This window comes from Bradyrhizobium jicamae (assembly GCF_018130215.1).
GTDB classification, from domain to species: domain Bacteria; phylum Pseudomonadota; class Alphaproteobacteria; order Rhizobiales; family Xanthobacteraceae; genus Bradyrhizobium; species Bradyrhizobium jicamae_A.
Genome location: NZ_JAFCKQ010000054.1, coordinates 1 through 25,773 on the forward strand (window position 1 = coordinate 1; position 25,773 = coordinate 25,773).

Annotated in this window: 22 protein-coding genes and 2 pseudogenes; 8 read left to right on the forward strand and 16 right to left on the reverse strand. The window is 59.9% G+C overall.

Going from position 1 to position 25,773, the window contains the following annotated elements; genetic code table 11:
- Window positions 1–392 (forward strand): annotated as a pseudogene (locus JQ586_RS34475) (sugar phosphate isomerase/epimerase); the annotation flags it as partial.
- Between the two features lie 245 nt (window positions 393–637).
- Here the strand turns inward: JQ586_RS34475 and JQ586_RS34480 are convergent.
- Window positions 638–2,170, reverse strand: a complete 1,533-nt coding sequence (locus JQ586_RS34480) for a tannase/feruloyl esterase family alpha/beta hydrolase (protein WP_312017059.1) — start codon at window positions 2,168–2,170, stop codon at window positions 638–640.
- Here JQ586_RS34480 and JQ586_RS40830 point away from each other — a divergent pair.
- Window positions 2,081–2,404, forward strand: a complete 324-nt coding sequence (locus JQ586_RS40830; RefSeq protein ID WP_249148549.1) for a hypothetical protein — start codon at window positions 2,081–2,083, stop codon at window positions 2,402–2,404. The genes JQ586_RS34480 and JQ586_RS40830 overlap by 90 nt on opposite strands.
- A gap of 230 nt (window positions 2,405–2,634) precedes the next feature.
- Here JQ586_RS40830 and JQ586_RS34485 read toward each other — a convergent pair whose 3' ends face one another.
- The 5 genes from JQ586_RS34485 to JQ586_RS34505 all read right to left on the reverse strand — a co-directional run bounded on the left by JQ586_RS34485 (window position 2,635) and on the right by JQ586_RS34505 (window position 8,438).
- Complete coding sequence (locus JQ586_RS34485) at window positions 2,635–3,615, reverse strand: ABC transporter permease (protein ID WP_312017055.1); 981 nt, start codon at window positions 3,613–3,615, stop codon at window positions 2,635–2,637.
- The gene (locus tag JQ586_RS34490) at window positions 3,612–4,580 is read right to left on the reverse strand and encodes an ABC transporter permease (protein WP_312017056.1); all 969 of its coding nucleotides are present in this window, start codon (window positions 4,578–4,580) and stop codon (window positions 3,612–3,614) included. The genes JQ586_RS34485 and JQ586_RS34490 overlap by 4 nt, the downstream gene beginning before the upstream one ends.
- Window positions 4,577–6,067, reverse strand: a complete 1,491-nt coding sequence (locus JQ586_RS34495) for a sugar ABC transporter ATP-binding protein (protein ID WP_212399096.1) — start codon at window positions 6,065–6,067, stop codon at window positions 4,577–4,579. The genes JQ586_RS34490 and JQ586_RS34495 overlap by 4 nt, the downstream gene beginning before the upstream one ends.
- A gap of 65 nt (window positions 6,068–6,132) precedes the next feature.
- Window positions 6,133–7,368 carry an ABC transporter substrate-binding protein gene (locus tag JQ586_RS34500; protein ID WP_249148536.1) on the reverse strand — a complete coding sequence of 412 codons (1,236 nt, stop codon included), beginning with the start codon at window positions 7,366–7,368 and terminating at the stop codon, window positions 6,133–6,135.
- A complete protein-coding gene (locus JQ586_RS34505) occupies window positions 7,368–8,438 on the reverse strand; it encodes a 2,3-butanediol dehydrogenase (RefSeq protein WP_212399097.1) in 1,071 nt (356 codons plus the stop codon). The genes JQ586_RS34500 and JQ586_RS34505 overlap by 1 nt, the downstream gene beginning before the upstream one ends.
- A 210-nt stretch (window positions 8,439–8,648) precedes the next feature.
- Between JQ586_RS34505 and JQ586_RS34510 the strand changes: the two genes are divergently transcribed.
- The 5 genes and pseudogenes from JQ586_RS34510 to JQ586_RS40835 form a co-directional block, all read left to right on the forward strand.
- Window positions 8,649–9,560: a LysR family transcriptional regulator gene (locus tag JQ586_RS34510; protein WP_212399098.1), complete on the forward strand. Its 912-nt coding sequence runs from the start codon at window positions 8,649–8,651 to the stop codon at window positions 9,558–9,560.
- A gap of 116 nt (window positions 9,561–9,676) precedes the next feature.
- A complete protein-coding gene (locus JQ586_RS34515; RefSeq protein ID WP_212399099.1) occupies window positions 9,677–10,381 on the forward strand; it encodes a hypothetical protein in 705 nt (234 codons plus the stop codon).
- Between the two features lie 130 nt (window positions 10,382–10,511).
- Window positions 10,512–11,414: an NAD(P)-dependent oxidoreductase gene (locus JQ586_RS34520; protein ID WP_212399139.1), complete on the forward strand. Its 903-nt coding sequence runs from the start codon at window positions 10,512–10,514 to the stop codon at window positions 11,412–11,414.
- A gap of 1,134 nt (window positions 11,415–12,548) precedes the next feature.
- Complete coding sequence (locus JQ586_RS34525) at window positions 12,549–13,019, forward strand: sugar phosphate isomerase/epimerase (protein WP_212399100.1); 471 nt, start codon at window positions 12,549–12,551, stop codon at window positions 13,017–13,019.
- Between the two features lie 50 nt (window positions 13,020–13,069).
- Window positions 13,070–13,250: pseudogene (locus JQ586_RS40835) on the forward strand (protocatechuate 3,4-dioxygenase subunit beta); the annotation flags it as partial.
- Between the two features lie 232 nt (window positions 13,251–13,482).
- Here the strand turns inward: JQ586_RS40835 and aroQ are convergent.
- The 10 genes from aroQ to JQ586_RS34575 form a co-directional block, all read right to left on the reverse strand.
- Window positions 13,483–13,932 (reverse strand): type II 3-dehydroquinate dehydratase, encoded by a 450-nt coding sequence (gene aroQ / locus JQ586_RS34530; RefSeq protein WP_212399101.1) that lies wholly within the window; start codon window positions 13,930–13,932, stop codon window positions 13,483–13,485.
- Window positions 13,933–14,052: 120 nt separating this feature from the next.
- Window positions 14,053–15,447 carry an alpha/beta fold hydrolase gene (locus tag JQ586_RS34535; protein WP_212399102.1) on the reverse strand — a complete coding sequence of 465 codons (1,395 nt, stop codon included), beginning with the start codon at window positions 15,445–15,447 and terminating at the stop codon, window positions 14,053–14,055.
- Between the two features lie 17 nt (window positions 15,448–15,464).
- Window positions 15,465–16,244 (reverse strand): SDR family NAD(P)-dependent oxidoreductase, encoded by a 780-nt coding sequence (locus JQ586_RS34540; RefSeq protein WP_212399103.1) that lies wholly within the window; start codon window positions 16,242–16,244, stop codon window positions 15,465–15,467.
- 55 nt (window positions 16,245–16,299) lie between these two features.
- Window positions 16,300–18,162, reverse strand: coding sequence for a bifunctional sugar phosphate isomerase/epimerase/4-hydroxyphenylpyruvate dioxygenase family protein (locus tag JQ586_RS34545; RefSeq protein WP_212399104.1), 1,863 nt, complete (start codon window positions 18,160–18,162; stop codon window positions 16,300–16,302).
- A gap of 22 nt (window positions 18,163–18,184) precedes the next feature.
- Entirely contained in the window at window positions 18,185–19,018 is an 834-nt protein-coding gene (locus JQ586_RS34550; protein ID WP_212399105.1) for a shikimate dehydrogenase, read from the reverse strand.
- Window positions 19,019–19,041: 23 nt separating this feature from the next.
- The gene (locus JQ586_RS34555) at window positions 19,042–20,685 is read right to left on the reverse strand and encodes a long-chain-fatty-acid--CoA ligase (RefSeq protein WP_212399140.1); all 1,644 of its coding nucleotides are present in this window, start codon (window positions 20,683–20,685) and stop codon (window positions 19,042–19,044) included.
- 100 nt (window positions 20,686–20,785) lie between these two features.
- Window positions 20,786–21,265 carry a lipocalin-like domain-containing protein gene (locus JQ586_RS34560; protein ID WP_212399106.1) on the reverse strand — a complete coding sequence of 160 codons (480 nt, stop codon included), beginning with the start codon at window positions 21,263–21,265 and terminating at the stop codon, window positions 20,786–20,788.
- A 23-nt stretch (window positions 21,266–21,288) separates the two neighbouring features.
- Entirely contained in the window at window positions 21,289–21,930 is a 642-nt protein-coding gene (gene pcaG / locus JQ586_RS34565) for a protocatechuate 3,4-dioxygenase subunit alpha (protein WP_212399107.1), read from the reverse strand.
- A 4-nt stretch (window positions 21,931–21,934) separates the two neighbouring features.
- Complete coding sequence (pcaH, locus tag JQ586_RS34570; RefSeq protein ID WP_212399108.1) at window positions 21,935–22,660, reverse strand: protocatechuate 3,4-dioxygenase subunit beta; 726 nt, start codon at window positions 22,658–22,660, stop codon at window positions 21,935–21,937.
- A 121-nt stretch (window positions 22,661–22,781) separates the two neighbouring features.
- Entirely contained in the window at window positions 22,782–24,179 is a 1,398-nt protein-coding gene (locus JQ586_RS34575) for an MFS transporter (protein ID WP_212399109.1), read from the reverse strand.
- A 290-nt stretch (window positions 24,180–24,469) separates the two neighbouring features.
- Between JQ586_RS34575 and JQ586_RS41375 the strand changes: the two genes are divergently transcribed.
- Complete coding sequence (locus tag JQ586_RS41375) at window positions 24,470–25,345, forward strand: helix-turn-helix domain-containing protein (protein WP_212399110.1); 876 nt, start codon at window positions 24,470–24,472, stop codon at window positions 25,343–25,345.
- Window positions 25,346–25,773 lie beyond the last annotated feature (428 nt).

The following is a 25,773-nucleotide window of genomic DNA, read 5'->3' on the forward strand; positions in this document are numbered from 1 at the left end:
ACCTGACGACGGCAGTTCGCATCGTGGAGAAGATCTCGTCGCCGGCGGCCGGGATACTCGTCGACGCGCTGCACTTCGACAGGTCGGCGGCGAGTTTCGAGGACCTACTCAGGATTCCGTCCCATCGGCTGCATTACTGGCAGATGTGCGACGCTCCGGCCGAGCGGCCTATGACAACCCAAGCGCTCATTCACGCCGCTCGGGAAGAGCGCATGTTCCCGGGAGAAGGTGGCCTCGATCTCATTGGTCTGACCAGGAATATGCCGTCCGAAATCACCGTCAGCATCGAAGTTCCAACCGCCGAACTGGGGAAGACGCTAGACGCCGAAAAGCGCGCGCGCCGCGCACTCCAGGGAGCAAAGGCTATCGTCGCGGCGGCGTCCGCCGCCTGAACGTCAACACGCTACGGCGCGTAGTTTTTCAGGAACTCCTTTAGGCTAGGCTTTGACCTCATCGTCATCGGCCCTAGCGGGGGTCACCGGGCCGCTTGAGGAACCACGTGGTCACCGGTTCCTTCGAGGCGAAGAGGCCAGCAGGCTTCAGGATGGTCTCAAGCCGTCGAAGCGCCGACCATCCATCTGGCTGCTATCGCCGTCGACGATGTTCTAAATTTGGTGCTATCCCGTCGTGATTCTCTTTACCTACAGGCAAAGCTTGTGCGCTGTCCAATCGGGCCGCCAGCCCACGTTGTCTTTTTGGGATAGACGCACACTGGATAGACTACCGTTCCGTCACTCGAAGCGATCGTAATATCCTCCGGCGCTATTCCCTTCTCGACCCAGTCGGTCAGGGCCGCGAAGAATTGGTCTTGATCGCGAGCCGGTGTCTGATTGGCGTTGCCGGGCAACTTTGGCAGAGGAACGGACTCGTTCTTGCCGTTTGCGGCGAACGGTCGACCTTGCGACGAATGGGCCGCGCCGGGTACGACATACATGCGCATGAACTTGGCGACCCGCGCGTTGCCGCCCATTTTTTCCGCAACGCGCTCGTGCCAATTGATGTTGCCAGCCGGCGGAATGGCGTCGTCGACGAGGCCGTTGTAGACGATGACTTTGCCTCCAAGCCGCCTCAACTTTGAAAGATCCACATTGTCTGTCGCGAGATCCGAAAACAGGCTGGACTGTGCCGCTTCATATTGTTTTACGGCCTTAGCGAGGCCGCCATAATCCAGCTCCATCCATTTGTTGCGTATGTCGGTCGAGGAATTGGAGATCGCAATTCCGGGGTTCGCTATGTCGGGACTCGATGCGTAACGCACGTCCTGCAGGGCAAGAGCGAGATTGTCGCCGCCGGCGCTCGTGATTGCCGATCTTAGCCCAGTTCCCCTTGTGAACGCCCACCAGATTTGATGAGCGCCAAGCTTCTTGCCACCGCGGGTCGTCGCGCTCTCCAAAGCATCAAAGCTGCCGTCGTCGGTCGCGCCGTACCAGATCTTGTCGAGCGCGGTCGCCTCCTTCGCACTCATGCAGGTCGTCGCGTCGCCATTCGTCCCGGTGACGGCCATGACCTGAACGCCGGCGCATAGTGCCGCGGCGTCCTTCAGCGGGTCATAATCGCAAGCGAAATTGTCGAGCAGGAAGCCGAGACCAGCCTTGTCGCAGGTTGCTACCGCGCGCTTCGTAGCGGCTTCAACCTTGGTTGCAAATGCCGCAGCCCTTGGAGCGTCAGCGGCGGTGAAGCCGAGTTCGGTCTTCATGACGAGCTGGGGATAGATCGACAGGACTCCGAACCTCGGAATGTTTATCGCGGGAGCCGCGATCATGTAGCCGTCGTAAAGTTCGGGATGGTCCTGGACGATCTTAAGGCCCTGCCGGCCGCCCTGCGAATGGCCGTCATAATAGGCGAACTTTGGCTTGCGCCCGTAATAGAGCGTCGCGAGCGCCCTTGTCTTGACGGCCTGCTCGACCATCGCGCGGACGGAGAAGTCGCGGAACGCCTCACGATTGACCTTGCCGTTCGACAGGAAGGTGAACGAGCCATCCTGGTACCATGGCTGGCCGGCATCGGTTGTGCCGGATACGTAACCGATGTTGGCATTGACGATCGCCGGTACCTTGCTGCCGATCTTGTCTGCAAAGCGATGACCGCCCCCAACCCAACCGCCGCCACCATAGTTGCGAATTCGCTCGTTCCAATTCGCGGGCGCAGGCAGCCAGACCTCGATCCCGATTCCGTCGGACCAGGACCGGGCGTCCTTGTTTTTTTCGGCGGTGAAACCCGGACCGACCAGCAGCTTGACAAGGCAAAGGTCAGCAGCGGCGGTCACCGGCTTCGGAGCGTCGGGAGCCTGGAGGCTTTCGCCCTTGTGAACCTGTCGGACGGCAAGAACGCGCGTCAATTTATCTGGCTGAAATGCCGTCTTGATTCCGTCGTCGCAGGCAAGCGGAGCAGCGAGCGCGGATGAGCTGGCAGAAGCGGCGAGCCATGCTAGAGCAATACAGGTCTGTCGCTTTCTTCTCATCCTTCTGCCCCTCTCGACGCAATGACCGGTACTCGGAAAATGTAGTCAAATTCAAGCAGTGCGATTGCATTCAGGCGCGTTCGTTGGATACTCCTATGCGAGTCCCAAGTCGCCTTTCAAACCACCAAACGAACTCGCGCGGTCATCACTTTGGCGACTACGCCGGGAAGCGACTAGTTATCTTTGCGAGCATAAAGTGCTGCTGCGATCACGATGACCGCGCCTTTGATGATCAATTGGACTTGGATCGGCACGCCAAGCAGCAGCACCTCATTTGCGATAATGACAATAATTGCCGCACCGGTCAGGGCACCCAGGATCGAGCCGCGCCCGCCTTGCAGGGACACTTGACCGACCACGCAGGCCACGATCGAATCGAGCTCGTAGCCTTGACCCACCCAATTGTCGACGAGTCCGACGTAGCCGCTGAGGATCAGGCCCCCGACGGCCGCAAGACAGGCGGATATCAGGTAGCAGGCGATTATGATTAAATCGGATTGGATCCCGAACAACCGTCCCGTCACCGGATTGCCGCCGACGATGAAGATGCGGCGGCCGAAGGTAGAGCGGTGCAGGACTATTGCGAGTATGATGGCAAGCGCGACCAGCACCAGCACGTTGTAGGGAATGCCGTGAAATTTGCCGGCCCCGAAGACCCGCAGCAGCGGCGGTACGTTACCGGAGGGGGCACCCTGCGTATAGGCGAAACGGAACCCCTGCAGCAGGATCATGGTCGCAAGCGTTGCTAGGAACGGCGACACCTGCCGCTTGGTGACGAGGAAGCCGTTGAGCAGACCGATCATGACGGCAACGGCCAAGGCGACCGCAAAAATCGTGGCCACATCGCGGTCGCTGCCGGAGAAACCGGTGGCGATGACGGCCGCAGTCGCCATCATAGAGGCAACCGACAAATCGAGTCCGCGCACAATCATGACAAGAGCTTGCCCCATGGCGACTATCGCCAATGGCGCGAACTGCAGGAGCAGGTTCGAGAGGTTATCGGCGCTGATGAAGGCCGGTGACACTATTCCGCCTGCGGCCAAGAGCAGCGGCAAGATGAGGAGCATTCCGAAGCGGTCGAGCAACGCGCGCGTAGACCAAGCCGGAGCGATCGGCTGATCCAATTCGGCGGGTGTCGTCAATCGGTCGCTCACATCGTCCTCCGTCGTTCGACATAGACGGAGACCGCGAGGATGATGATTACCGCCTGCGCCACTAGCTGATAGTGCTTCGAAACGTCCATGAAGTTGAGCAGGTTGTTAAGTAGGGCGATCAGGAAGGCGCCGAACAGCGTACCGACCACGCCGCCCTTGCCGCCACTCAGCAGCGTACCACCCAGCACGACAGGCGTTATCGAGGCCAGAGTGTAGTTGACGCCGGTATAGGGCTGGCCGACGCCAAACCGAGCGGCAAGGTAGAGGCCGGTCGCCGCACAGCAGAAGCCGGAAGTGCCATAGACGAGCATCAGGATACGCGTCCGCCGCAATCCAACCAGTCGGGCTGAATTGGCGTCGTCACCAAGGGCGTAAACCTGTCGCCCGAGAGGCAGATATCGCAGCAACAGTGCAATCAGGATACAGAGCAGCACCGCGAGGGTGGCGCCGAGCGGCAGACCGTACACGCGGCCATAGGCGAGGAAATTGAAACCGCGCGGAACGCGGCCGACGGGCCCAAGCGCGTATAGCAGCGTCACACCTTGGAGGACCGCACCCATACCGAGCGTGACGATCAGTGGATGTACGCGCAGTGCAACGACGAGGCTGGCATTGACGCAACCGACAGCCGTCCCCAGCACGAGCACGGCGATCACAACGACGACGACGCGATCGGGGTTGTTGTTGATCAACCCCGAGGTTAGGCATGAGGTGAGGCTGATCAGCGAGCCGACAGAAAGGTCGATGCCCCCAGCGAGGATGGTCAGCGTCTGCCCGATGCTAACCAGCGCGAGATCGGTGGTCTGCTCAAATACATTGAGGAAGTTATTGAAGCTAAGGAAACGATCAGATGCGGCCGCGCCGACGAGGCAGACGAGGGCGATTAGAACCAGCACGCCGGCGAGGCCCGCATTGTTGCGGAGCAACCAAGGCATCTCGATGCGAAGATTTGCAGCGCCGGTCACGCCGCGTTCTCGCTAGTCGCCAGGTGCATGATATCCTCCTCCGTCGCGGCGCCTCCGGGGAGTTCTCCGGTCACGCGACCTTCGCGCATGACGATGATCCGATCCGCCATGCCGATCACCTCCGTCAATTCTGAGCTGATCATCAGAATCGCGACACCCGACCTGGCGAGCTCGCGCATGATACGGTAGATTTCGGCCTTGGCGCCGACGTCGATGCCGCGGGTGGGCTCGTCAAGGATCAGCACGCTCCGGCATATTCGCGCCCAGCGCGCGACAATCACCTTCTGCTGGTTTCCACCCGACATGGTCGCGACCTTGGTCCCGGGACCGCGACAGGCGATGCGGTAGCGCTCGATTTCTCGCGCGGCGACCTCAGATTCCAGTCGCCGATCTATAAGTCCGTGCTTTGCGACCTCCGATAGTGCGGGCCCCGAGATGTTAGCCGCGATATCGAGCAGCATCGCCAGTCCCTGTGACTTGCGATCCTCGGTTACGAGGCCCATGCCGAGCCCTATAGCCCGCGCCGGTGTCATCGACGTAATGCGCTGGCCGGCTAGATGGATCACGCCGCTTCGAAGTGGCATGGCGCCAAACAGACCGAGCGCGAGCTCCGAGCGACCCGCGCCGACCATACCCGCTAACGCAGCGATCTCCCCCCGCCTCAGTTCGATGGAGACGTCCCGCACCCGCTCACCGACCGTGACGCCTTCAGTGCGCAGTATGGTTTCGCTACTCCGCGCGGTCATGGTTCGCGGCGGAAACAAGTCGCCGAGGTCGCGTCCGACCATCATAGAAATTAGTCGCTGGCGCGTGACGTCCCTGATGTCGTGCGTGCCGACCAGGCGGCCATCCTTTAGCACGGTAACGCGATCGCAGATCGCAAATACCTCATCGAGGCGATGGGATATGAAGAGTACAGACACGCCGGTCTCGCGCAGGCGGCGCAGAAGTTCGAAGAGAACTGCCACTTCGCGCCCTGCGATCACGGCCGTAGGCTCGTCGAGCACCAGGAGCTTAACGTTGTGAACCATGGCCCGTGCGATCTCGACCATCTGCTGGTCGGCGACCGACAAGGACGAAACCGCCGCATTGACATTGAGAGAGACACCGAGCCTTTGCAGCAACTGCGTCGCCTCTCGGCGCGTTCGCGCGTGGTCCAGAAGCCCGAACCGGTTGCGTCGCTCGTGTCCGATGAAAATGTTCTCCGCTACCGAGCGTTGCGGAAACAGGGCGAACTCCTGGTAGACGACATGGATGCCGTGTTGTTTCGCCTCGCGCGGCGACGACCACTGTACCGGCGCATCTGCGAAATCCATTTCCCCTTCATCCGGCGCATCGGCGCCGGCGATGATCTTGATCAGTGTGGACTTGCCAGCGCCGTTCTCGCCGAGAAGGCCGTGGATCTCGCCGGGCTGCACGTGCAAGTGCACGCCATTTAGCGCACGGACGCCGGGGAAGCTTTTCGATATACCTGCAAGCTTAAGCATGGAACGGACGTGCTTCTTGCGGCGGCATTGGCACAAAGGGCGAACGCCGCCGGAGCGCCGCGCGATCAGTGTGGGAAGTCAATCTTGAACGTGCTCGGATTGTAGTCCGGACCCATGCCGCCCGATACTAGCATGTCGTCGGGGCCATCCGGAACGACGTGCTTCTCGACATACATGTCGGGATGGGGGATCGAGGGCGTCTCGTCGCCATGCGTCAATACGATGTTGGAGTTGATGGTGTAAACGCAGGGCACCGACGCGCCGGCCAGCACCTTGAGCGCGACATCCAGTGCAACCCCCATCATTGCCGGCGGATAGTCGATGTCGAGAAGTGGGAACTTGTACTTGATCGCCATCTTCATCGGCCCGTTCATGTCGGCCGAGGTTATCGGCGGAATCTCGTTCCCTTTCCAGCCCGCTTCCAAGAAGGCCTCGATCGCGCCGGGTACCTGCAGCCCGTGCGGTGCGAACACCGCATTGATATTGTGGCCATGTTTCGCGATCATCGCTTGCATCACCTGCTTGCCCTTAACCGGACTCCAGTCGGAATAGACGGTGTCGAGGATCTTGATGCCGGGATAGGCGCCGAACACCTGCATCGCAGGCTTGACCCGGTTCTCGTTCGGGCTCGAGCCAGCCTGCCCGCCCAGGATGATAACGTTGCCCTTTCCATTCAGCTTTTCGACGATCCATTGCGCGAACAGACGGCCCATCATCGCGTCGGAAGCGGTGACGAAAGTGACGAAATTGTCGGAATCGACGCGGCGGTCGACCATGACTACGGGAATGCCGCGCTCCGTCACCTGCGTGACGGCGGGATCGAGCGCCTGCGAGGTGTTGGCACTGACGATCAAGAGATCGACACCGCGTGAAACGAGGTCTTGGATATCGGCGACCTGCTTGGCGTCGTCGTGTCCGGCGTCGGTGATAAGAAGCTTCTTGACCACGTCAGCATGATCGTGCGCTGCTTTTTCCAGAGAGTGCAGGCCGACCACTCGCCAGCTATCGCCCAGGCCGGCATTCGCAAAGCCTATCACGTAGGGCGGAGCTTTCTTGAATTTCGCGGTGTCGCGGATGCAAACGTCGAGTGCCGGATTGAATAGAAACGTCCGCGGCGCGCCTGAATATTGCGCCTCCGCCGTCGTGGGCGCGGCCGCGGCCAGACAGGCCAGTGACAGGCAGCTCGCGATAATCGCTTTCATTGATTTTCCTCCCCTTTTGTCCACTCGTTGTTTCTTGTGGCGACTTGACGCCGCTCTTAGGCATGAACGCATCGGTTGGCCGTCGTGGGACGACGGCATCAAAGATGCGTCGATACTAGTATTTTCAGCTTGTCATTGCTGGCGGCCGTAAGAACGTCAAAGCCTTTGGCGACGACGTCCTCGGCCCGGATGCGGCCATCGATGATCTTCGAGATCGGCAGTTTGCCCGACTGGACGAGTCCGATGATGCGGGGCCACATCGTTATCGGATAGCACCAGGTCGCCTCGATCGTGATGTCCTTAAGTGCCCACATCATCGGATCTGTGGACGCCTTGCCGACGTGGAGGCCAGCCTGCACCACGGTGCCGCGTCGCCGTACCGCCTCGACGCAGGTGTTGAGGGCACTCTCTTTGCCCACGCATTCAATGGCGATGTCGACGCCGACATTCTCTTCGGTCTGCGTCTTGACTTCGGCTGCGACATCGGCGGCCTTGGGATCGTAGATGCCGGTGCAAATGCCCCAGCTCTCGATGGTCCTGCGCCGCGACGCGTTCGGCTCGGAGACGAAGATCCTGGCCGCGCCCGCGGCGTGCGCGCAGAGAATGGTCAGTGCGCCGATCGGACCGGCGCCGGCGACCAGCACTGTGCTTCCGGCCTGCACGCCGCCACGGTCGACGGCATAGAGCGCGACGGCGGCCGGCTCGATCATTGCCGCTTCCTCGTCGCTGATCGATTCTGGCACCTTGGCCGCGTTATAATCGTTGATGACGGCCAGATCGGACATGCCGCCCCAGTCCCAGCTCAGGCCGACGCATCCCATCTTCTCGCTGAGATGGTTGAGTCCACGCCGGCTGTAATAGTCGTTCATCGGCATCACAAGCGGCTGCACCGAGATGCGATCGCCGCGCTTGACGTGCGTGACGTCGCGACCAACATCGACGACTTCGGCGGAAAACTCATGACCGAGAATCTGTGGTAGGGTCGCGGAGGTGAACACGTGCGGTGTCGCGGGCGTCACGATCGGGCCGGCGACATACTCGTGGAGATCAGTACCGCAAATGCCGGTCCAGAGCGGCTTCACCAGCAACTGATCCGGCCGCATTTCCTTCGGCTCGTTGACTGTTTCGACGCGGATGTCCCTGCGTCCGTAATAACGAACAGCTTTCACAGCGCTCTTCCCTTACTGCCGATGCGGGGAATTTTTCCCTACGCCATTATCATGCCGCCCCGGGTCACTCGGAGGATTTAAGGAAGATCCATCGCAGGACTGGAGCAGCCGGTTCCCAAACAGTAGAATAGGCGCTCTGAGGCCACAATACGCTGCAATTTCCCTTCACTGGGGAATTTTATGCCTCAATAGAATCGAAGGGGCGGTCCGATGGCGATCGATCGAATGAAGGACATCAGTGTGTTTGTGCACGTGGCGGAAGCCAAAAGTTTCACTGCTGCGGCCGAACGCATCGGGCTTTCGCGATCGGCCGTAGGAAAAAGCATCGTCCGGCTCGAAGACAGGCTCGGCGTAAGGTTGCTGCAGCGGACGACTCGGAGTGTCTCGCTCACGGACGAGGGCGTGGCCTTCCAGGAACGTTGCGTCCGGCTCCTCGCGGATCTCGACGAGGCGGAGATGGCGATGCTGAGCCATTCGCAGGCGCCGCGTGGACGGCTGCGACTGGATCTGCCGGTCTCCTTCGGGCGACTGCACGTGTTGCCAATACTCAGCGACTTTATGCGCAAATGGCCCGAAATCTCGGTCAGCGCGTCTTTCAGCGATCGTTACGTGGACCTCATTGACGAAGGCGTCGATATTGCCATCCGGATCGGTGATACCGAGGACTCGCGCTTAATGACAAGGCTGCTTGCGCCACATCGACTGATCACTTGTGCGGCTCCGGCCTATTTGGAAAGTCACGGCATGCCGCGCACTATCGACGATCTTGCAGCCCATAGCTGCCTCGCGTTCATCCATGGCGGACGGTCGGTCGAATGGAGGTTCAGCGAAAACACGCAAATTCGCTCGATTGCGATCAGTGGTCGGTTTGCGACGACAAATGCCGAGGCGTTGCGTGATGCGACTCTCGCCGGGTACGGCATCGCGCGGCTGGCTACCTTCTTGATCAGCGACGACTTGCGTGCGGGACGATTGGTCCCGATTCTACGGCACGTCGATGCCGACGGCGCGCCGATACGAGCCGTATATCCATCCAGCCGGCATCTCTCTCCCAAGGTCCGGGTATTTATTGACGAACTGCTGGATGCGTGGCGTCCTGAACCTCCTTGGGATCAACCCTGATCGCTTGGAACGCAACGCCCGCGTAGGAAGTAGTGACTAGAGAACGCGATCGCGTGGTTTTCGACCGCGCTGCTCCAAGGCGCCGGCCGAGTTTCGAAGGAAAGGGTGAAGCAGTCATGTCGCTTTTGGGTAAAGCAGCAGTCGCCATGTGGTGGAACATTCGACCGGAGCAGCGCCCGGAGTTCGGCGATTGGCACAGCCACGAGCATTTTCCGGAGCGGATGAGCATTCCAGGTTTCCGGCGGGGGTCCCGCTGGACCAGCACTTTGGATGCCGAAGGGTTCTTCGTCCTCTACGAACTGGAGCAGTACGAAATCCTCACCTCGAACGGGTACCTCGACCGCCTGAATGCACCGACCCCGTGGTCAACCAAGATGATGCCCCATCATCTCAACATGGTCCGCAGCCAGTGTCGCGTCGAAGCAAGCTTCGGCGGCGGCATCGCGACTTCGCTTGTGACGATCAGGCTCTCTCCTCAAGTGGGTAAGGAAGCGCAGCTCAAGACGACGCTTTCCGAGCGTTTGCGCGATCTCTCTTCGAAACCAGGCTTTACCGGTGCCCACTTGCTGATCACGGACACTCCAAAGACGAACTCACCGACTACCGAACAGCAGATACGAGGAGCAGACGGCGCCGCCGACTGGATCGCGCTACTTTCGGGCTACGATCCCGAGATCGTGCAGGACGCTGTCGCCAAATTCTTCTCGACGTCCGCGCTGCAACGCCTCGGCGCCCATGAGAAGTCGGTCATGGGCAAGTATAAGCTCGCCTTCACGTTGACGCCCTTGGACGTGGCGGCGAAGCATATAGACTCAGCCTAGGTCCTGTGACCGATCGGGCATCCCTCCACCTCCGCTCGTGACGTTTGACGCGGTTGCGGAAGAAACCGAACTGATCCTCCGGGAAGGCCAGTTGGGTCCCATCGGGGCGCTGATTGAATGGACGACAGACATGACAGATGCCTCAAAGAACGTCGGCTTTATCGGAATCGGCAAGATGGGCCTTCCGATGTCGATCCTGATCGCCAAGGCCGGATACGCCACGACCGCTTTCGACCAGAGTGCGGCTCGTCTCGCGGAGGCGCGGGAGCATGGTGTTTCGGCCGCTGCCTCGTCCGCCGAGGCCGTTCGAAACAAGTCCGTCGTCATCACGTCCCTTCCCGATGACAGAGCTCTGCGCGCGGTGCTGCTTGGAGCCGACGGGCTGATTTCCGCGATGACCCCAAAATCGGTGTTGCTTGAAACCAGCACCGTAAGCGTGGAGGCTTCCGCGGAGGTCGATGCAGCCGCCCGGGCGCATGGGATCGGCTATCTGCGCGCGCCGGTGTCCGGCAATGCCAGTATCGTCCATACGGGGGCATTGACCTGCTTCGTCTCTGGTCCCAACGACGCCTTCGAAGACATGAAGCCTCTGTTCGCGAGCTTTACCCGCGCCCAGACCTATCTCGGTCCGCGAGAGGAAGCGCGCTATGCCAAACTGGCCGTGAATCTGATGATCGCGGTTTCAGCCGGCATGATGGCCGAGAGCATCGCGCTGGCGCGCAAGGGCGGCATCGCCTGGCAGGACATTCTGAAGGTTCTCGACGACAGCGCCGTCGCTTCGCCGATGGTGAAGTACAAGACCGCGCCGCTCCGTACTCGCGACTTTCACTCGACTTTCTCATGCAAACAGATGGCGAAGGATCTCGACCTGGTCCTCGGTGCCGGCCATGCCGTCGGCGTTCCCCTGCAACTCGCCGCGCAGGTGCGCGAGATCTATGGCTCATTGGTAGCGCAGGGCGACGGCGACACCGACTTCATCGCGACAGTTAAGCATCTGGAGAGGCTATCCGACCTCGGCGAGCCAGAACTCTGATCGTGGGAGGCGAAATTGCGTAACTTTGAACACCATCACAGGCGCAGTGCGCGAACGTGTGGCCGGTTCGGTCGATCCCCGCGTCAGGCGGATCAGCGAAGCGTTGATACGCCGCCTCCATGCCTTCGTGCGTCGTCGTTTTGGAGGCCGGGGCGGATATTGGAGGGCCCGGGCCTACGCTGCGACGTTGAGAGCATGCGGGGATACTGAAGCTTGCTTTCGGGATACCCCGTGGACACCGGCGGCGAAACAAGCTCTCCACGGCTTCCAATGATTGCTGCCGCGGGGCATCCAAAGCAGGGTTCACCCGAGGCCCCGTTTCCGGTTAGGAGAGGTCGGGGCTGACTGGGTTCTCTTTAAGGTGTCGCGACCCAGGATAAAGATCGGCGTGCCTAATCAGTCGCCGACAGCGCTCCAGATGCATCGCGGGTGAAACGGTCGCTGCGGGTTTACGTCGGCTCAAGCAGGAAAGCGCATCGCAGGGTGGTTAGCTTGCGTCAAGAACCCTCGGCCAACTCGTAGCAGGCTTCGGCCAGCTTGGACGACCTGGTCGAGATCGCCTTCGCGATTGGGCACGACATCGGCCGGCTCGGTCGCCGGTGCGAATTGCCCGAGTGTCTGGAAAAGGTGACGGAACTCGTCGAACCGCTGGCTGCGTGGGGTGCCTGGCTGAGAAGCCTTTGGCGGCACCATCGGAGCATCGGCGAGAGGCCCGCGCCGCGAGCGCGGGGTCTTTTGTCGCTCAGAGTGTGAGCGGGCGCCTATCCAAGAAGCACAGGGAACTCGCTCTCGGGTAAGGGCTGCTGCCCGCCTCGCTTGATGAATTCGAGGAAGCGATTCATCACCGTCCACGCCCTCAATCCGATCTCTCCCCGTTCTTTGACTCCAATCTCCTGTAGCCGATCGCCGTGACGTGGTGCCCTGGACCCTTCGGTCACCATGCGCAGGTATCGCTCGTCCAGCCTTAGGGCCTCTCGCATGGCCCGCCAGCCTTCAGTTCGGTCGGCACCTGGACGAATCGCGTTCCTAATTGTTTCGACGGCGCGGGCACAGTTCACGACACCAAGGCGAGGATCCCGTAGGGTTGAAACGAGGTCATGCAAAGCGAAGAAGTTATTTCGCTCGGTAACGACCTTGGCGATCACCCGGATATCCTCACGGATGTGCGATACGTCTGTCGGGTTGATCGCGGTCCCGTGGACGAGCGTGTCGGACCTGACGACGGCAGTTCGCATCGTGGAGAAGATCTCGTCGCCGGCGGCCGGGATACTCGTCGACGCGCTGCACTTCGACAGGTCGGCGGCGAGTTTCGAGGACCTACTCGGGATTCCGTTCCATCGGCTGCATTACTGGCAGATGTGCGACGCTCCGGCCGAGCGGCCTATGACAACCCAAGCGCTCATTCACGCCGCTCGGGAAGAGCGCATGTTCCCGGGAGAAGGTGGCCTCGATCTCATTGGTCTGACCAGGAATATGCCGTCCGAAATCACCGTCAGCATCGAAGTTCCAACCGCCGAACTGGGGAAGACGCTAGACGCCGAAAAGCGCGCGCGCCGCGCACTCCAGGGAGCAACGGCAATCGTCGCAGCGGCGTCGGCCGCCTGAACGTCAACACGCATGAGGCAACATGTCGTTCGTAGGCACATCCGCAACGGCTGTCGTCCGCCTATCGCTCCACCGTCAAGCGTCGCCGCAAAAGTCGCTGATCCCGATGCGCCACACGCTCTCGGAACTGACCGGCCGGTCTAGGGTCATGAGACCTTGCGCGAGCATGACAGCGATCTCACTATCCAGCACAAGGGCGAGCCGTTCGGCGAACGCATCTTCGTGCGTGGCCAGCAATCGTTAGAGACGACAATCGGCAATTTGACGCCGACACTTCAAAGCGCTGCGCAGGCTTCACGCCGTGTTGGGGCCGCACGCCGTCTGTGCATAGAGGACCTGCACGGAGTTAACGCCACGGCCGACGCTAACATCGTCTCGGAGCGTGCCAGGACGCGTTAGATATGCCGTCTGCCGATCAGGTCGCCACCCCTCTCGAGAGGCGGACAGGCTTGTTCACCGCTTTTCAACCCTTCTTCTCGTCAAGGAGCCTAGCGAGGCGACGCAGACCGAGCAGATATCCCTGGGTGCCGAGGCCCGCAATTACGCCATCCGCACGTTGGGAGACGAAGGAATGGTGACGGAATGCCTCTCGCTTGTGCACGTTGGAAATATGCACCTCTATCACCGGGCCCTCGAAAGTATTCAGCGCGTCGAGGATCGCAACCGAAGTGTGTGTGAACGCTGCGGGATTCATCACGATCCCCGCGGCCGCATCCCGCGCTTCGTGGATCCAGTCAATCAGCTCGTATTCCCTGTTGGATTGATGAAATCGAATCTCCAGGCCGAGTTCATTGGCCAAGGCTCGACAATCTCGTTCTACGTCGGCGAGTGTTTCGTGACCGTAGATGTGCGGCTGGCGTTTGCCGAGAAGGTTCAAGTTTGGACCGTTGAGGACGTAGACAAGGCGGCTCATGATTGACTCCCATTCGATGGTCGACGGCTGCGCTCCGGAATACCTTGGTGTGCGACAGGGCGGCGATTGACCAGGATATTCTCCGGCAAGCTGCGCTGCTCTCTAGGATATTTGCTGCATTTACTGATCGAGAAGCTGAATCGGAATGTTCCGCAACAGTTGCGGCAAGGTTGTCATTGTGAGCATAGGAGTCCAGCCCGACGATATGTAATGCAGACGTACATCGCTGGGAACGTCAATACTGCCTGGACTACCCAACACAACGAGATCCGAAATCCTTTCAGGATGACGTTTTGCTCCATCGATCGCCGGCGTGAGACCGGCGATACCTGTGATCAGGATCGTTTTTCTTCGAAGGTGTCGTGTGACATTGGTGATCAATTGCGAGAATCGCTTTGCCGTGGCCAGGTCCGCGTGATGAGCGATGACCGGCCGATATCCGGTTGCCTTGAGCCATGCCGTAAGCATCGACGCGTTGAGGTAGCTACCGAGATCCTGCGGCAGAACGAGAATCGGCTTCCCGTCGCCAAAGGGCGCGGAACCCGTCGCCAAAATCGATTGCCTCGCGATGGACAGTGAATCGATCGCAGTTTCCGCGGCGATCAATGGCCATTGCGCATACATTTCCAGCGCGGGCCAGAGCGCCTCCAGCAGCGTCGGTGCATTGCGGTCGTTCACATGGAGATCGGCCTCCTTGGCGCAGCTGTTCTCAATGCGTAGAAAAAACCTTGAAATGATGGATGTGCACTCTTCGGTTGCTTCCCATATCACCCGATGTCCGCGACCCGAGAGGACGATCAGTTCGGCGTTCCGGATGCGTTTCACCATCATCTTGGAGTTCTGCGGAGAGATCAGCTCGTCGATATCGCCGGTGAGCAGCATGGTAGGACAACGTATATCCGCAAGTGCGCTCGAAGCGTCGAATTCGGCGAAAGCCTGAAACTGCAGGTCAGCGGCGTGCAAAGGGGTTGGGTCAGCAATTTCGCGCCTCATCTGGCTCTCGGCCAGTTCGCGGTTGTTCGCGAGATAGGTGGGTGCGTATGTGACCTTCCAGATCCGGCGCGCTGCCTCGTCAGGCGACAACCCGTCGAGATCGCGCATCACTCGGACAACCGATTGTTTGGCATAGGTTGCCTGAGGGCCGCCGCACATCGTCGCGCACAGGACAAGTCCTTTCACACGCTCGGGAAATTGCCGTACGAACTCCTGCGCGATGGCGCCCCCCATGGAATAGCCGAACAGATAGGTGCTGGTGATTTCGAGCTGGATAAGGAGCTCAAATACGTCCCTCGCCATATTCGCGAGGGCGTAGCCGGCGAGGGGTTTTTCGCTCTGACCGGTACCGCGATTGTCCAGCGTGATGACAGTGAACTGCTTTGCTAGAGCCTCGATGAACTGAGTGGGCCAGGCCGCGGAATTGAGACGATACCCCATGAGGAGCACGAGAGGAGGTCCTGCGCCTTGCACCCGATATGCCAGACGCATGGCATTGACATTCGCAAAGTGCATCGTCATGTCGGCTGATTGTCCCCCTAGAGACCGGAGACTAGGTGTCCGCCGTCGACGGCGACGACGCTGCCAGTCATGAAAGATCCGGCATCTGAAATCAGCAGGAGCAAAGGACCATCCAATTCGTTGAGCTGGCCAAGCCGCCTCTGGGGCACGCGCTTGATCAGAGCTTGTCCGGCGTTGCTCTCGAAAAAATCATCGTTGAGCTCAGTCGCGAAGTAGCCGGGCGCGAGCGCGTTGACCCGGATGCTGTGGCGTGCCCATTCCAGTGCCAGCGCCTTCGTCATTTGCACCACGCCCGCCTTGGAGATGGCGTAAGGCGCGACCGCGCCGGCAACGCGTAGCCCCAATATGGATGCGATGTTGACGATCGAGCCCTTGACCTTGTTCTCGATCATTCGTCTCGCGCTCGCCTGAGCGACCTGCCAGACTCCTTTGAGATTGGTGTCGATAACGCTATCCCAGGCACGCTCATCCTGGTCGAGCGCTGGTTTGGTCGCGGTCACCCCGGCATTGTTGACAACTGCATGAACAGGACCAAATTGTGCCTCGGCCTCCTTGAACGCCGCGTCGATCGTTTCGGCGATGGTGACGTCGAGCACAACACTCTGCGCTTTGCCGCCGGAGCCGTTGATATCGGTTACCGCAGAAGCCAGTGCCTCGGCGCGGCGTGCCGCCAGCGTGACACGCGCTCCCTTAGCCGCAAGGAAGCGAGCGAAATGCCGGCCGAATCCGCTTGAGCCACCGGTGATCAATACGTGCTTGCCGTCGATTTCGAACACTGAAGCCTCCGGATCTTTCATTGTCGCCAATTCGGTGGCGCCAGTTACCACCGTCGGCGCGTTCGGGGTCTGATCTCTAGCTCAGTCGCGGCATGGAACGTGGCTTTGCTTCCCGCGTCTGGGCAGCGAGCCGGATACCAGCGTTCGGCGCGCCGAAGCCCTTGTATCCGCGCCGCTGCACGATCTCGAAGAAGAATCGGTCCTCAAACGCGTGGGTGTAGATCTGAAAAAAGTCGCCTACGTCATCTCGGTCATAGAGGATTGCGTTTTCCTTCATCGACTTCAGTAGGGCCGGGTCAAGGTCAAATCGGCTGTCGATGTCGTCATAGTAGTTGTCCGGGATCTTCAGAAAGGTCGCGCCGGCGGCACGCATAGCCGAAGTGGCCTTGAAGATGTCATCACACGTGAAGGCGATATGCTGGACACCAGCGCCGAAGAACTCTGAAAGAAACCGGGACGACATGGTCTGGCTTGCGGTCGATGCGTTGAGGACCAGACGAAGGGACCCATCTTTGCTTTGCAGGACCTGGCTTTTTACGAGCCCCAAGGGATCGGCGATCTCGAGCTGGGGAGACCGATCGACCTCGAAGAGGGCTGTGTAGAATTGCTCCCAGGACAGCATCTCCTCGAACCGCATGGATTGAGAGATATGATCAACGCGGCGCAGCATGCCTGTATCGGAATTGCTTTCGATCGGCAGGAAGTCGATATTCCAGTTCGAGGAGCCCGGCGCAAGGAAATACAGGAGGCTTCCACCCACACCGCGGATCGCCGGTATGGTCAATTCGCCCGGGCCGACTGGTTGACGAAAAGCGGCAGCCTGGATGGCCTCAGCGCGGTTCATCATGGTCGGGACGTCGGCGATCTCGAGACCAATGGCGCAGACACCGGACCCATGAGTCACAGTGTGTGACTTAGCGAAGCTGTCGGGAGAACTGTTGATGAGGAGGTTGACTGACCCTTGCGACCATCGCTCAACCGCTTTTGAACGATGCCGGCCGGTCAGCCTGAACCCGAGCTCACCGAAGAGTGTCGCCAGCGCGGCCGCGTGTGATGGCTCGATGGCAAACTCGATAAAGACCACCTCGGTAACCACGGATCGGGTCCGCAGGGCGGGGGCGACTTGCGCTCTGGTTTCGTCGTCGTCCAGCAGAACGAGGGATCGCATCCCGTCGACCGCGAAATCCTTGGTCGACTGGGCACGGAATTGGTCGTTGAAGATCTCCAGAGAGAGCGGCCCCTTATAGCCAGTCGCGTCGACCGCCTGCATGAATTCCCGGATCGCGAGACTTCCCTGACCCGGGAAACAGCGAAAGTGCCGGCTCCAGGAGAGGACATCGAGGTCGAGTTGTGGCGCATCGGCAAGTTGCACAAGGAAAATCCGATTGCCGGGAATGGCCCGTATTGCAGCGACGGGAAATGATGGAGCGAGCGTATGGAAACTGTCGAGGATAATGCCGATCGATCGGTGGTCCGCCCTTCGTACAATTTCCCAGGCATCTCGATAGTCATTGACGTGGCGGCCCCAGGCCAAAGCCTCGAATCCGACTCTCAGGTTTCTCGCGCTGGCTCGTTCGCCCAATTCGCGAAAGTCATCAGCTGCCCTGTCGATCCCGCCGAGCGACGCGTGCGAGACGTTGCTGCAAACAAGGAGAAGGTCGGTACCCAACTCCTGCATCAAATCGAATTTCTTCTCGATCCTCCGAAAGGCCTGAGTGCGCAGGTTCCCCGGCATCCCTTCAAAGTCGCGAAAGGGCTGAAGAGCACAGATCTTGAGGCCGAGGTCGCTGCACATGCTGGCGACCTCGCGCGCCGATCCGTCATAGCAGGTGAAGTCGTTCTCGAAGATCTCCACGGCCCGAAAACCGGCCGCGGCAATGGTGCGCAGCTTCTCGTCGAGCGCGCCGCCAATCGAAACCGTTGCAATCGAACGTATCATCTTACCGCTCTGGCATTCCGGGTTAATAATGGATCTGTGCGACCTCGCGCAGCTCGTCCGACGTGGTCGTGCCAAAGCCGAAGAACTCGAGATAGGCGGGAATCTGCTCGAACAGCATGTCGGTCCCGACTTGATAATCGCAGCCCTTCGACCGTGCTGCCGCCAGCAGCGGCGTGATCTCTTCCTTCATCACGACTTCGCCGACGAACGTGGAAGGCGCGATGCGATCGACGTCGAAGGGCAGGGGATCGTCCTTTTTCATGCCAAGCGGTGTTGCATTGACGACGACATTATATCCGGCCGGATCGGCGGAACCGGTGGCCACCTCGAGCTTTGGATAGTGAGACTTTAGGCGCTGCGCCAGCTCATTCATGGATTTCGGGAAGGCGTCGTTCAGGCCGAGCTTGGCGACACCGGCCTTGGCGAGGGACGCGGCGATGGCAGATCCGACACCGCCGCAGCCGGAAACGAGCACCTTCACCCCGGACAGTTGCCGGCCCTTCTTCAGGACGCCGCGCACAAACCCTTCGCCGTCGAACATGTCGCCGAGCAATTTGCCTCCATCGTCGAGGCGAACTGCATTGCAGGCACCGGCGATCTTGGCCGACACCGAAGTGTCGTCGACAAGCCCAAGGGTGGTGATCTTGTGCGGCATGGTGATCAGCGCGCCACGAATGTTGCTGAGCCTGAAGACCAGCTTCAGGAATTCGGCGTAGTTCTCACCCTTGCAGCCCATGGGCACGACAACGGTGTTGATCCCGCGCCTCTCGAAAAAGGGATTGTAGATCATCGGCGCCTTGAACGATTCCGTCGGATAGCCGATATGCGCGATAAGTGTTGTTTTGCCGTCGATCATCGTCTCGGACCTGCGGTTGTTCGTTATGATTGAGTCTTCTCGAGAGATTTGACTTGCTCGCGGAGCAGGAATTTCTGGATTTTGCCCGTCGACGTCTTGGGCAACGGTCCGAACACCAGCGTCTTGGGAACCTTGAAGCGCGCGAGCCGGCTCTTGCAGAAAGCGAACACTTCGGCATCATCGGGCTTGGACGCGCCCGGCTTAAGCTCGACAAAGGCGCAGGGCGTCTCGCCCCATTTCGCATCAGGCCGCGCTACGACGGCGGCCAGCATCACGGCCGGATGCTGGGTTAGCACTTCCTCGACCTCGAGACTGGAGATGTTTTCGCCGCCCGAAATGATGATATCCTTCGAACGGTCTTTGATTTCGATCGCACCATCGGCGTGCCAAACCGCAAGATCGCCCGACAGGCACCAGCCGTCCACCAGCGTCTTTGCGGTGGCAGCCTTGTTTTTGAGATATCCCTTCATCACGGTATTGCTGCGTACCATGATCTCGCCGACGGTCTCGCCATCCCGCGGCACGCTCGCCATGGTCTTCGGATCGGCCACCTGGACGTCGTCGACCATCGGATAGGCAACGCCCTGCCGCGCCATCCTGGCAAAGCGCTGATCGTCGGGCAGTTCATTCCATTCCGCCTGAAAGACGCACGATGTCGCGGGACCGTAGGTTTCAGTCGCGCCGTACAAATGAACGACGCGGAAGCCGAGCGCCTCCATCGAACGGAAAACGGCGGACGGCGGCGCCGCGCCGCCTGTCGCCACCGACACCACGTGATCGAAGCGAACGCGTTGTTCAGCGGGCGCATGGCTCAGCATGTTGAGGACGATCGGCGCTCCGCACAAATGGGTGACCCGATGTTCGGCTATAAGGCGGAAAATGAGGGGCGGCTCGACCTTGCGAAGACAGACCTGCGTGCCGCCGACCGCCACCACCGCCCACGGATATGACCAGCCGCAGCAGTGGAACATCGGCAGCGTCCAGAGATAGATGCTGTCGAACCCAAGGCCAAAGCACAGGCCATTGCCTAGCGCAGAGAGATACGCGCCGCGATGACTGTAAACGACGCCTTTGGGATCGCCTGTTGTGCCCGACGTGTACAACAAGGCGAGCGACTGCCACTCGTCGGTGATCCCTGTCCAGGTGAATGCGGGATCGGCGGCCGCAAGCATCTCCTCGTAGCCATATTTGCCGATTGCCGATGCAGGCTCTTCTGGGACGGCAATGTCCACCACGATGATGTCACGCTCGACCTGCGAAAGGGCGTCGCGAACGACCTTTCCGTAATCGCCATCGACGATCAGTACCTTGGCGGAGCCATGTTTCAGAGAGAAGGCGATGTTGGCCGCATCGAGCCGGGTGTTCAACGGATTGAGGACGGCGCCCAGCATCGGAACGGCGAAATGGGCTTCGATCATCTCGGGTATGTTGGAGGCGATTATGGCGACCGTGTCGAGGCGACCCACTCCGAGCTTGGCCAGCGCTGAGGCGAGCCTCGTGCAGCGGTCCAAGAGCTGTCGGTAGGTATAGCGACGCGCGCCATCGATGACGGCCACTTTCTCCGCGAAGGCGCTGGCGGCCCGGGTGAGGAAGCTCACCGGAGTCAGCGGAACGTAGTTGGCGCCGTTGCGATCAAGGTCCGTTTCAAAGGGATGACCATTCGACATCATCGCGACCTCCCTCACAGGAATCGAACGCGCGTGGTAGCAAAGGACGCTCTCGTAAAGGACATGGCTCGGTGACCTCTTGTGTCCCTGGCAGGACGGATTAACCGACCCTGGTCCAGACAAGAATTGATCGTCCCAACGTTCCGTCGAGATAGCTCCGGTATGGAGCTGTCGTGATCGTGAGTGTGTCGCCTTCCAGGACAAAGTGCCGGATCTGGTCGGTCCCGGTCCATGCCTGGTTCCATGACGTGTCGATGTGGTGCACGACGACATTGTCGCCCAGTGAAAAGGTGCCGGCATAAGCCACCATGCTACCGATTAATTCGACGCCTTCCTCGTCGGTCGGCACCACGTCGCGCGGTGTGACGCGGTCGTTGCGGGTGAAGATCGCGTACATCCGGCCGTCGGGAGCATAACCGATATAGCCGATCGGGGCGTCGCCGAATTGATTGTGCTTTTGTCCGTCGGACAGTCGTTCGCGCACGTAAGATTGCAGCGACCAGGTCCCAATCACCGGGCAACTTGATAGTGGCTTGCCGCGCTTGACGGATTTGAGGATTTCGTCGTTGGTTGCCAGCATGTTTTCCTCCAGCTCACCACTGCTCAGACATCGAAGAACACGGTCTCGCGCTCGCCCTGAAGATAAATATCGAACGTGTAGATGGTTGCGCCGTCGCGCTGGGATCGTGGCGCGATCAGGGTCTTGCGGCGTTCGGGTTGCTCGATGATGTTGAGCACGGGATCCTGCTCGTTCGCGGTCGTCTCGTCGCCGAAATACATTCGTGTTGCGAGACCGATGTTGATTCCCCGTGAGGCGATCCAGAAGTTGACGTGCGGCGCCATCTCCTTGCGGCCCCGTCGGCCGGCGACCAGTCCGGGCTTGATGGTGCTGATGCGATAAAGGCCGCTCTCGAAATCGGTCCCCGTACGGGCCCAGCCGCGAAATGCGTCGTCCAGCGGCTTGTCCTGTCGATCGCCCGGATGGTTGTAGCGGCCCGCCGCATTGGCCTGCCAGGTTTCGACCAGGACGTCCTTTGTCACGTGTCCCGCACCGTCGTAGACCCGTCCTTCGATCACGATGCGCTCGCCGGCCACGCCAGGACCCGCAATGTCGCCGCCAAAATTGTTCTTGAAGATATCAAAGCCAGCCTGGTTCGGGATCAGCCCGATATGCACGTAAGGCCCGGCCGTCTGCGATGGTGTTTCCGGATAGTAGGGGAGAACGAAGGGTGTCGGCGCCGGCATTGGATCAGTTCCCGTGCAGCTTGTTCTCGAACAAGGTCTGGCGACTGCCGCGCAAGACGATATCGAAGCGGTAGGCAAGGCATTCGAGCGGCAGCGAGCCATTGAGGTCGAGCCTGGCGGTGAGCCGATCCGCGGCCGACTTGTCGGGAATCGTCGCGATGATCGAATCGTGAGGGATCAGCGGGTCGCCCTCGAAGTACATCTGGGTGATCAGACGTTGCGCAAACCCGGACCCGAATACGGAGAAATGGATATGGGCCGGTCGCCAGCTGTTCACGCGATTTCGGAACGGGTAGGCGCCGGGCTTGACGGTACGAAAGAAGTAGTAACCGTTGTCGTCCGTGAGCATCCGTCCGCAGCCGCCGAAGTTCGGGTCGATCGGCGCGATGTAAGTGTCGTTGCGGTGGCGATAACGTCCCCCGGCATTGGCTTGCCAGACCTCTACAAGGGTGTTGCGGACGGGACGGCCGTTGCCGTCAAGGACATGACCATGCACAATCGTCTGTTCGCCGATCGGCTTGCCGTCCTTCGCGTAGTTAAGGATGAGATCATTGTCGAGCGGGCCCAACTCCTCCCGCGTGAATGTCGGACCGGTGACCTCCGACAGTGAATTTTGCAACGACCAAAGGGGTATTCGCGGTGATCGAAGCACGCTTGTCTTATAGACCGGCGTGTAGGCAGGCGGATGAATGTCCCGGTCGCGCTGATGAAATTCAGATTCCGGCGTCATAAGATCCTCACGCTATTTGCGCGGATTGCCCGTGCTGGCGTCCGCCATACCGGCGAAACCGGCGCCGACACATCTCGACTTGCCTTCGGTTAAGCTACTGATGGTCTCTCTTTGACTCCTCCTAGATTGGCGCCGCGCCGCCAATCGAGGCGGCCCGCAGACGGTCATATTCTGCCTTCGGCATGGGAATGGCATCTCGATTGCCGAGATCACCGACTGGAACCCGGTATGTCTCACGTGCGGACATCGCAGCCACTGCGGCGATCACCGTAATTGCGAGCGCTATGGCCCCCACGGTGAACGGTACGTTTGCCGAACCGGGAGGAGCGGCGGTGGCGAAAAGGGCGGGCAGCAATGCCGTGATCGTCGTGCCCGTATTTTGCGAGATAGCCATTGCAGATACGCGCGACCGTGCCTGAAACAGCTCCGGATAGAAGCTTGGAAAGACGGCGTTGTAACCCTGATAGACGATCCCCCACATGAGAATCGAAAGAATGATAGCGAACGGGATGTCCTTGATGCTGATGGCGTAGAGATAAGCAAAGGAGAGCAAGCCAGAGACCAGTGCACCAAAGATGATGGGCGGCCTGCGCCCGATCTTGTCGGAGAGGGTGCCGACGATGGGAATGATAAAGACGGCGACCACATTGCCGAGCACCGGAATCCAGAGGTAGACATCCGGCTTAAAGCCGATCCCGTAGGCGGGCTGCACGGCATAGGCAGCGCCGAAGATAGTCGCGACGACGGGAATCACGTTCATGAGCGCCATGCAGACGACCCGCAGCATGTCATCCCAGCTGGTCTTGAAGGCTTGAATGATGGGTGCCTGTGGAATCGTGCCGGCCGCGCCTTCCTGAGTAAATGTCGGCGTCTCCTCCACTTCACGCCGAATAAAGTAGCCCGCAATGACAACGAAGACGCTGAGCAAGAAGGGGATTCGCCAGCCCCAACTCATAAAGGCGTCCTTCGGCATGTAGGTCGCGATTGGCAGGAACACGGCGGCTGCAAGAATTTGTCCGGCCTGTACTCCCTGCAGCGTGAAGCTTGCGAAGAAACCCCGCTTACCGAACGGAGCGTGCTCGAGAACCATTGAGCTGGCGCCGGATATCTCGCCCGCTACAGCGAAGCCCTGTATCAGCCGCAGTATGACGAGAAACATGGGGGCGAGGACGCCGACCTGGTCGAACGTTGGGAGCAGGCCAACTCCCATCGTGGAAATGCCCATCAGGAACATGCAGACCAGAAGCACGTTCTTTCGGCCATGCGTGTCGCCCCAGTGCCCGAGCACAAAGGCGCCGATCGGCCGGGCAACGTATCCCACTCCATACGTAGCAAGAGACGCAACGATTGCCGTGGAGGGGTTGTCGGAGGGAAAGAAGAGCTGAGGGAAGACGAGCGAAGCGGCGGTCGCGTAGATGAAGAAGTCATAATATTCGAGAGCCGAGCCGATCCATCCGCTGGCTGCTGCGATCTTTGATTGGCTTTTTTGATGCGCTGCCTCAATGGATATGCTGCTCATTGTCTTCCTCCCCTTAATTGAAGAATCTCTGGCAGGCTCGTTCTGATCTCCTTGTCAGCCGTTCGCGCACAGAACTTTTCGCGGCTGCGCGAGCAACCGCGTCGAGGAGTTATCGAAATTGGGAAACCGTACCGCGACGCAAAAGCGCAACCGCGCAAACCGTCCCGCTGGTTTCCTCCCAACGTTCTTGGTTTTGTCATGAAAGCATATCACGCGTTGTTTCGATAACAATGGAATTATCGCGCCGACGATTGTAGAAATCGAACATGGTATGAGCGAGCAGGTGCTTTGTGGCCGGTTCCCAGATTCCGAGCTACGTCCTCTATGGTGAGCCATCAGGGAGCGCGTTTCCCGATTGCTTGCACTGCGAAAGAGTCTCCGAACGCAGTCGCCTGCACAACTGGACCATTCAACCGCACCGTCATCGAGGCCTTCATCAGTTCTTCTGGATCGCGAAGGGATCGGTTGTTGTCACGAGCGATACCTATCGACGCGCGCTAAAGGCGCCAGCATTAATCATGAACGCGCCGATGTCGGTGCACGGCTTTGAGTGGGAAGCGGAGTCCGATGGGTATGTAATCACAGTCCCAACTGTCAGCCTCGATAACAATCTTCCACCGCACACGGGGTTGTTGGGTCGACTCGATCGATCACTGTTCCTGCAATATTCAACTGAACGAACTGCGGCAGTGATGGCGCTGAAGCTCTTTGAAGCAATCGACGACGAATACCGGGGCCGTCAGGAGGGGCGGGTACAGGCGCTGCTCTGCCAGGTCGGTCTACTAGCTCTGTTTGTCATTCGCGCCGCAGGACGGCGACAAAAATCCCTGTCTGAGCCAGCTCACTCAGGTGTTGCGATGGGACGGCGCTTTGTCGAATTGGTGGAAAGCAACTATCGTAAGCACCGCCCTCTTTCCTTCTACGCTTTCCGACTAGGCGTCAGCGTGACGCATCTCGGGCGGATTTGCCGCGGGCAGTTCGGGATTTCCAGCCAGTCGATCCTGCATGATCGCCTTATATTGGAAGCGAAGCGCAATCTGGCATACACATCAGCCTCCGTTGCAGACATTGCATCGGACCTCGGCTTCCGGGATGCTGCCTATTTTTCGAAGTTCTTTGCAAGCCAGGTAGGGGACACGCCGAGCTCGTTCCGAAAGACTTTCTAGTGCGTGCACACCATTCCTCAAGTGAAGCTAACAATCGTTTCGCGGGCAAGGTCTCCGACGGCGACGTGATCCCGGACCGCATGCTGGAGATCTGGCAGGCCGACGCGCAGGCGCCGCCGACTGGATCGTGCTTCTTTCGGGCGACGATCCCGAGATCGTAGAGGACGCTGTCGCCAAATTCTTCTCGTCGTGCGCCCAGCAACTCGTCGGTGCCGACGAGTCGGTCATGGGCCGCTACAAACTCGGATTTACGATGACGCCGGGGACGTTCTTGCTTCTTAAGCAGTGCGCGCAGACCTACGTCGCTTCGTCTGGAGGCGGGAGAGGGCGAGTCCTCTGAAGGATAAGAGGACCCGCCCAGCATGCGGGGGCTTTTTCCGGCACTGTTCCTGCACGATGCGAGCGAGGGTGGCGAGCGTCATGGCGCG

What these genes read in the sequence shown, in the direction of transcription:
- JQ586_RS40830 (WP_249148549.1), top strand. Translation starts at nt 2,081, where the DNA reads ATGACCGCCCCCAACCCAACCGCCGCCACCATAGTTGCGAATTCGCTC.
- JQ586_RS34495 (WP_212399096.1), bottom strand. Translation starts at nt 6,067, where the DNA reads ATGCTTAAGCTTGCAGGTATATCGAAAAGCTTCCCCGGCGTCCGTGCG.
- JQ586_RS34500 (WP_249148536.1), bottom strand. Translation starts at nt 7,368, where the DNA reads ATGCCGTCGTCCCACGACGGCCAACCGATGCGTTCATGCCTAAGAGCG.
- JQ586_RS34510 (WP_212399098.1), top strand. Translation starts at nt 8,649, where the DNA reads ATGGCGATCGATCGAATGAAGGACATCAGTGTGTTTGTGCACGTGGCG.
- JQ586_RS34515 (WP_212399099.1), top strand. Translation starts at nt 9,677, where the DNA reads ATGTCGCTTTTGGGTAAAGCAGCAGTCGCCATGTGGTGGAACATTCGA.
- JQ586_RS34520 (WP_212399139.1), top strand. Translation starts at nt 10,512, where the DNA reads ATGACAGATGCCTCAAAGAACGTCGGCTTTATCGGAATCGGCAAGATG.
- aroQ (WP_212399101.1), bottom strand. Translation starts at nt 13,932, where the DNA reads ATGAGCCGCCTTGTCTACGTCCTCAACGGTCCAAACTTGAACCTTCTC.
- JQ586_RS34535 (WP_212399102.1), bottom strand. Translation starts at nt 15,447, where the DNA reads ATGACGATGCACTTTGCGAATGTCAATGCCATGCGTCTGGCATATCGG.
- JQ586_RS34540 (WP_212399103.1), bottom strand. Translation starts at nt 16,244, where the DNA reads ATGAAAGATCCGGAGGCTTCAGTGTTCGAAATCGACGGCAAGCACGTA.
- JQ586_RS34545 (WP_212399104.1), bottom strand. Translation starts at nt 18,162, where the DNA reads ATGATACGTTCGATTGCAACGGTTTCGATTGGCGGCGCGCTCGACGAG.
- JQ586_RS34550 (WP_212399105.1), bottom strand. Translation starts at nt 19,018, where the DNA reads ATGATCGACGGCAAAACAACACTTATCGCGCATATCGGCTATCCGACG.
- JQ586_RS34555 (WP_212399140.1), bottom strand. Translation starts at nt 20,685, where the DNA reads ATGTCGAATGGTCATCCCTTTGAAACGGACCTTGATCGCAACGGCGCC.
- JQ586_RS34560 (WP_212399106.1), bottom strand. Translation starts at nt 21,265, where the DNA reads ATGCTGGCAACCAACGACGAAATCCTCAAATCCGTCAAGCGCGGCAAG.
- pcaG (WP_212399107.1), bottom strand. Translation starts at nt 21,930, where the DNA reads ATGCCGGCGCCGACACCCTTCGTTCTCCCCTACTATCCGGAAACACCA.
- pcaH (WP_212399108.1), bottom strand. Translation starts at nt 22,660, where the DNA reads ATGACGCCGGAATCTGAATTTCATCAGCGCGACCGGGACATTCATCCG.
- JQ586_RS34575 (WP_212399109.1), bottom strand. Translation starts at nt 24,179, where the DNA reads ATGAGCAGCATATCCATTGAGGCAGCGCATCAAAAAAGCCAATCAAAG.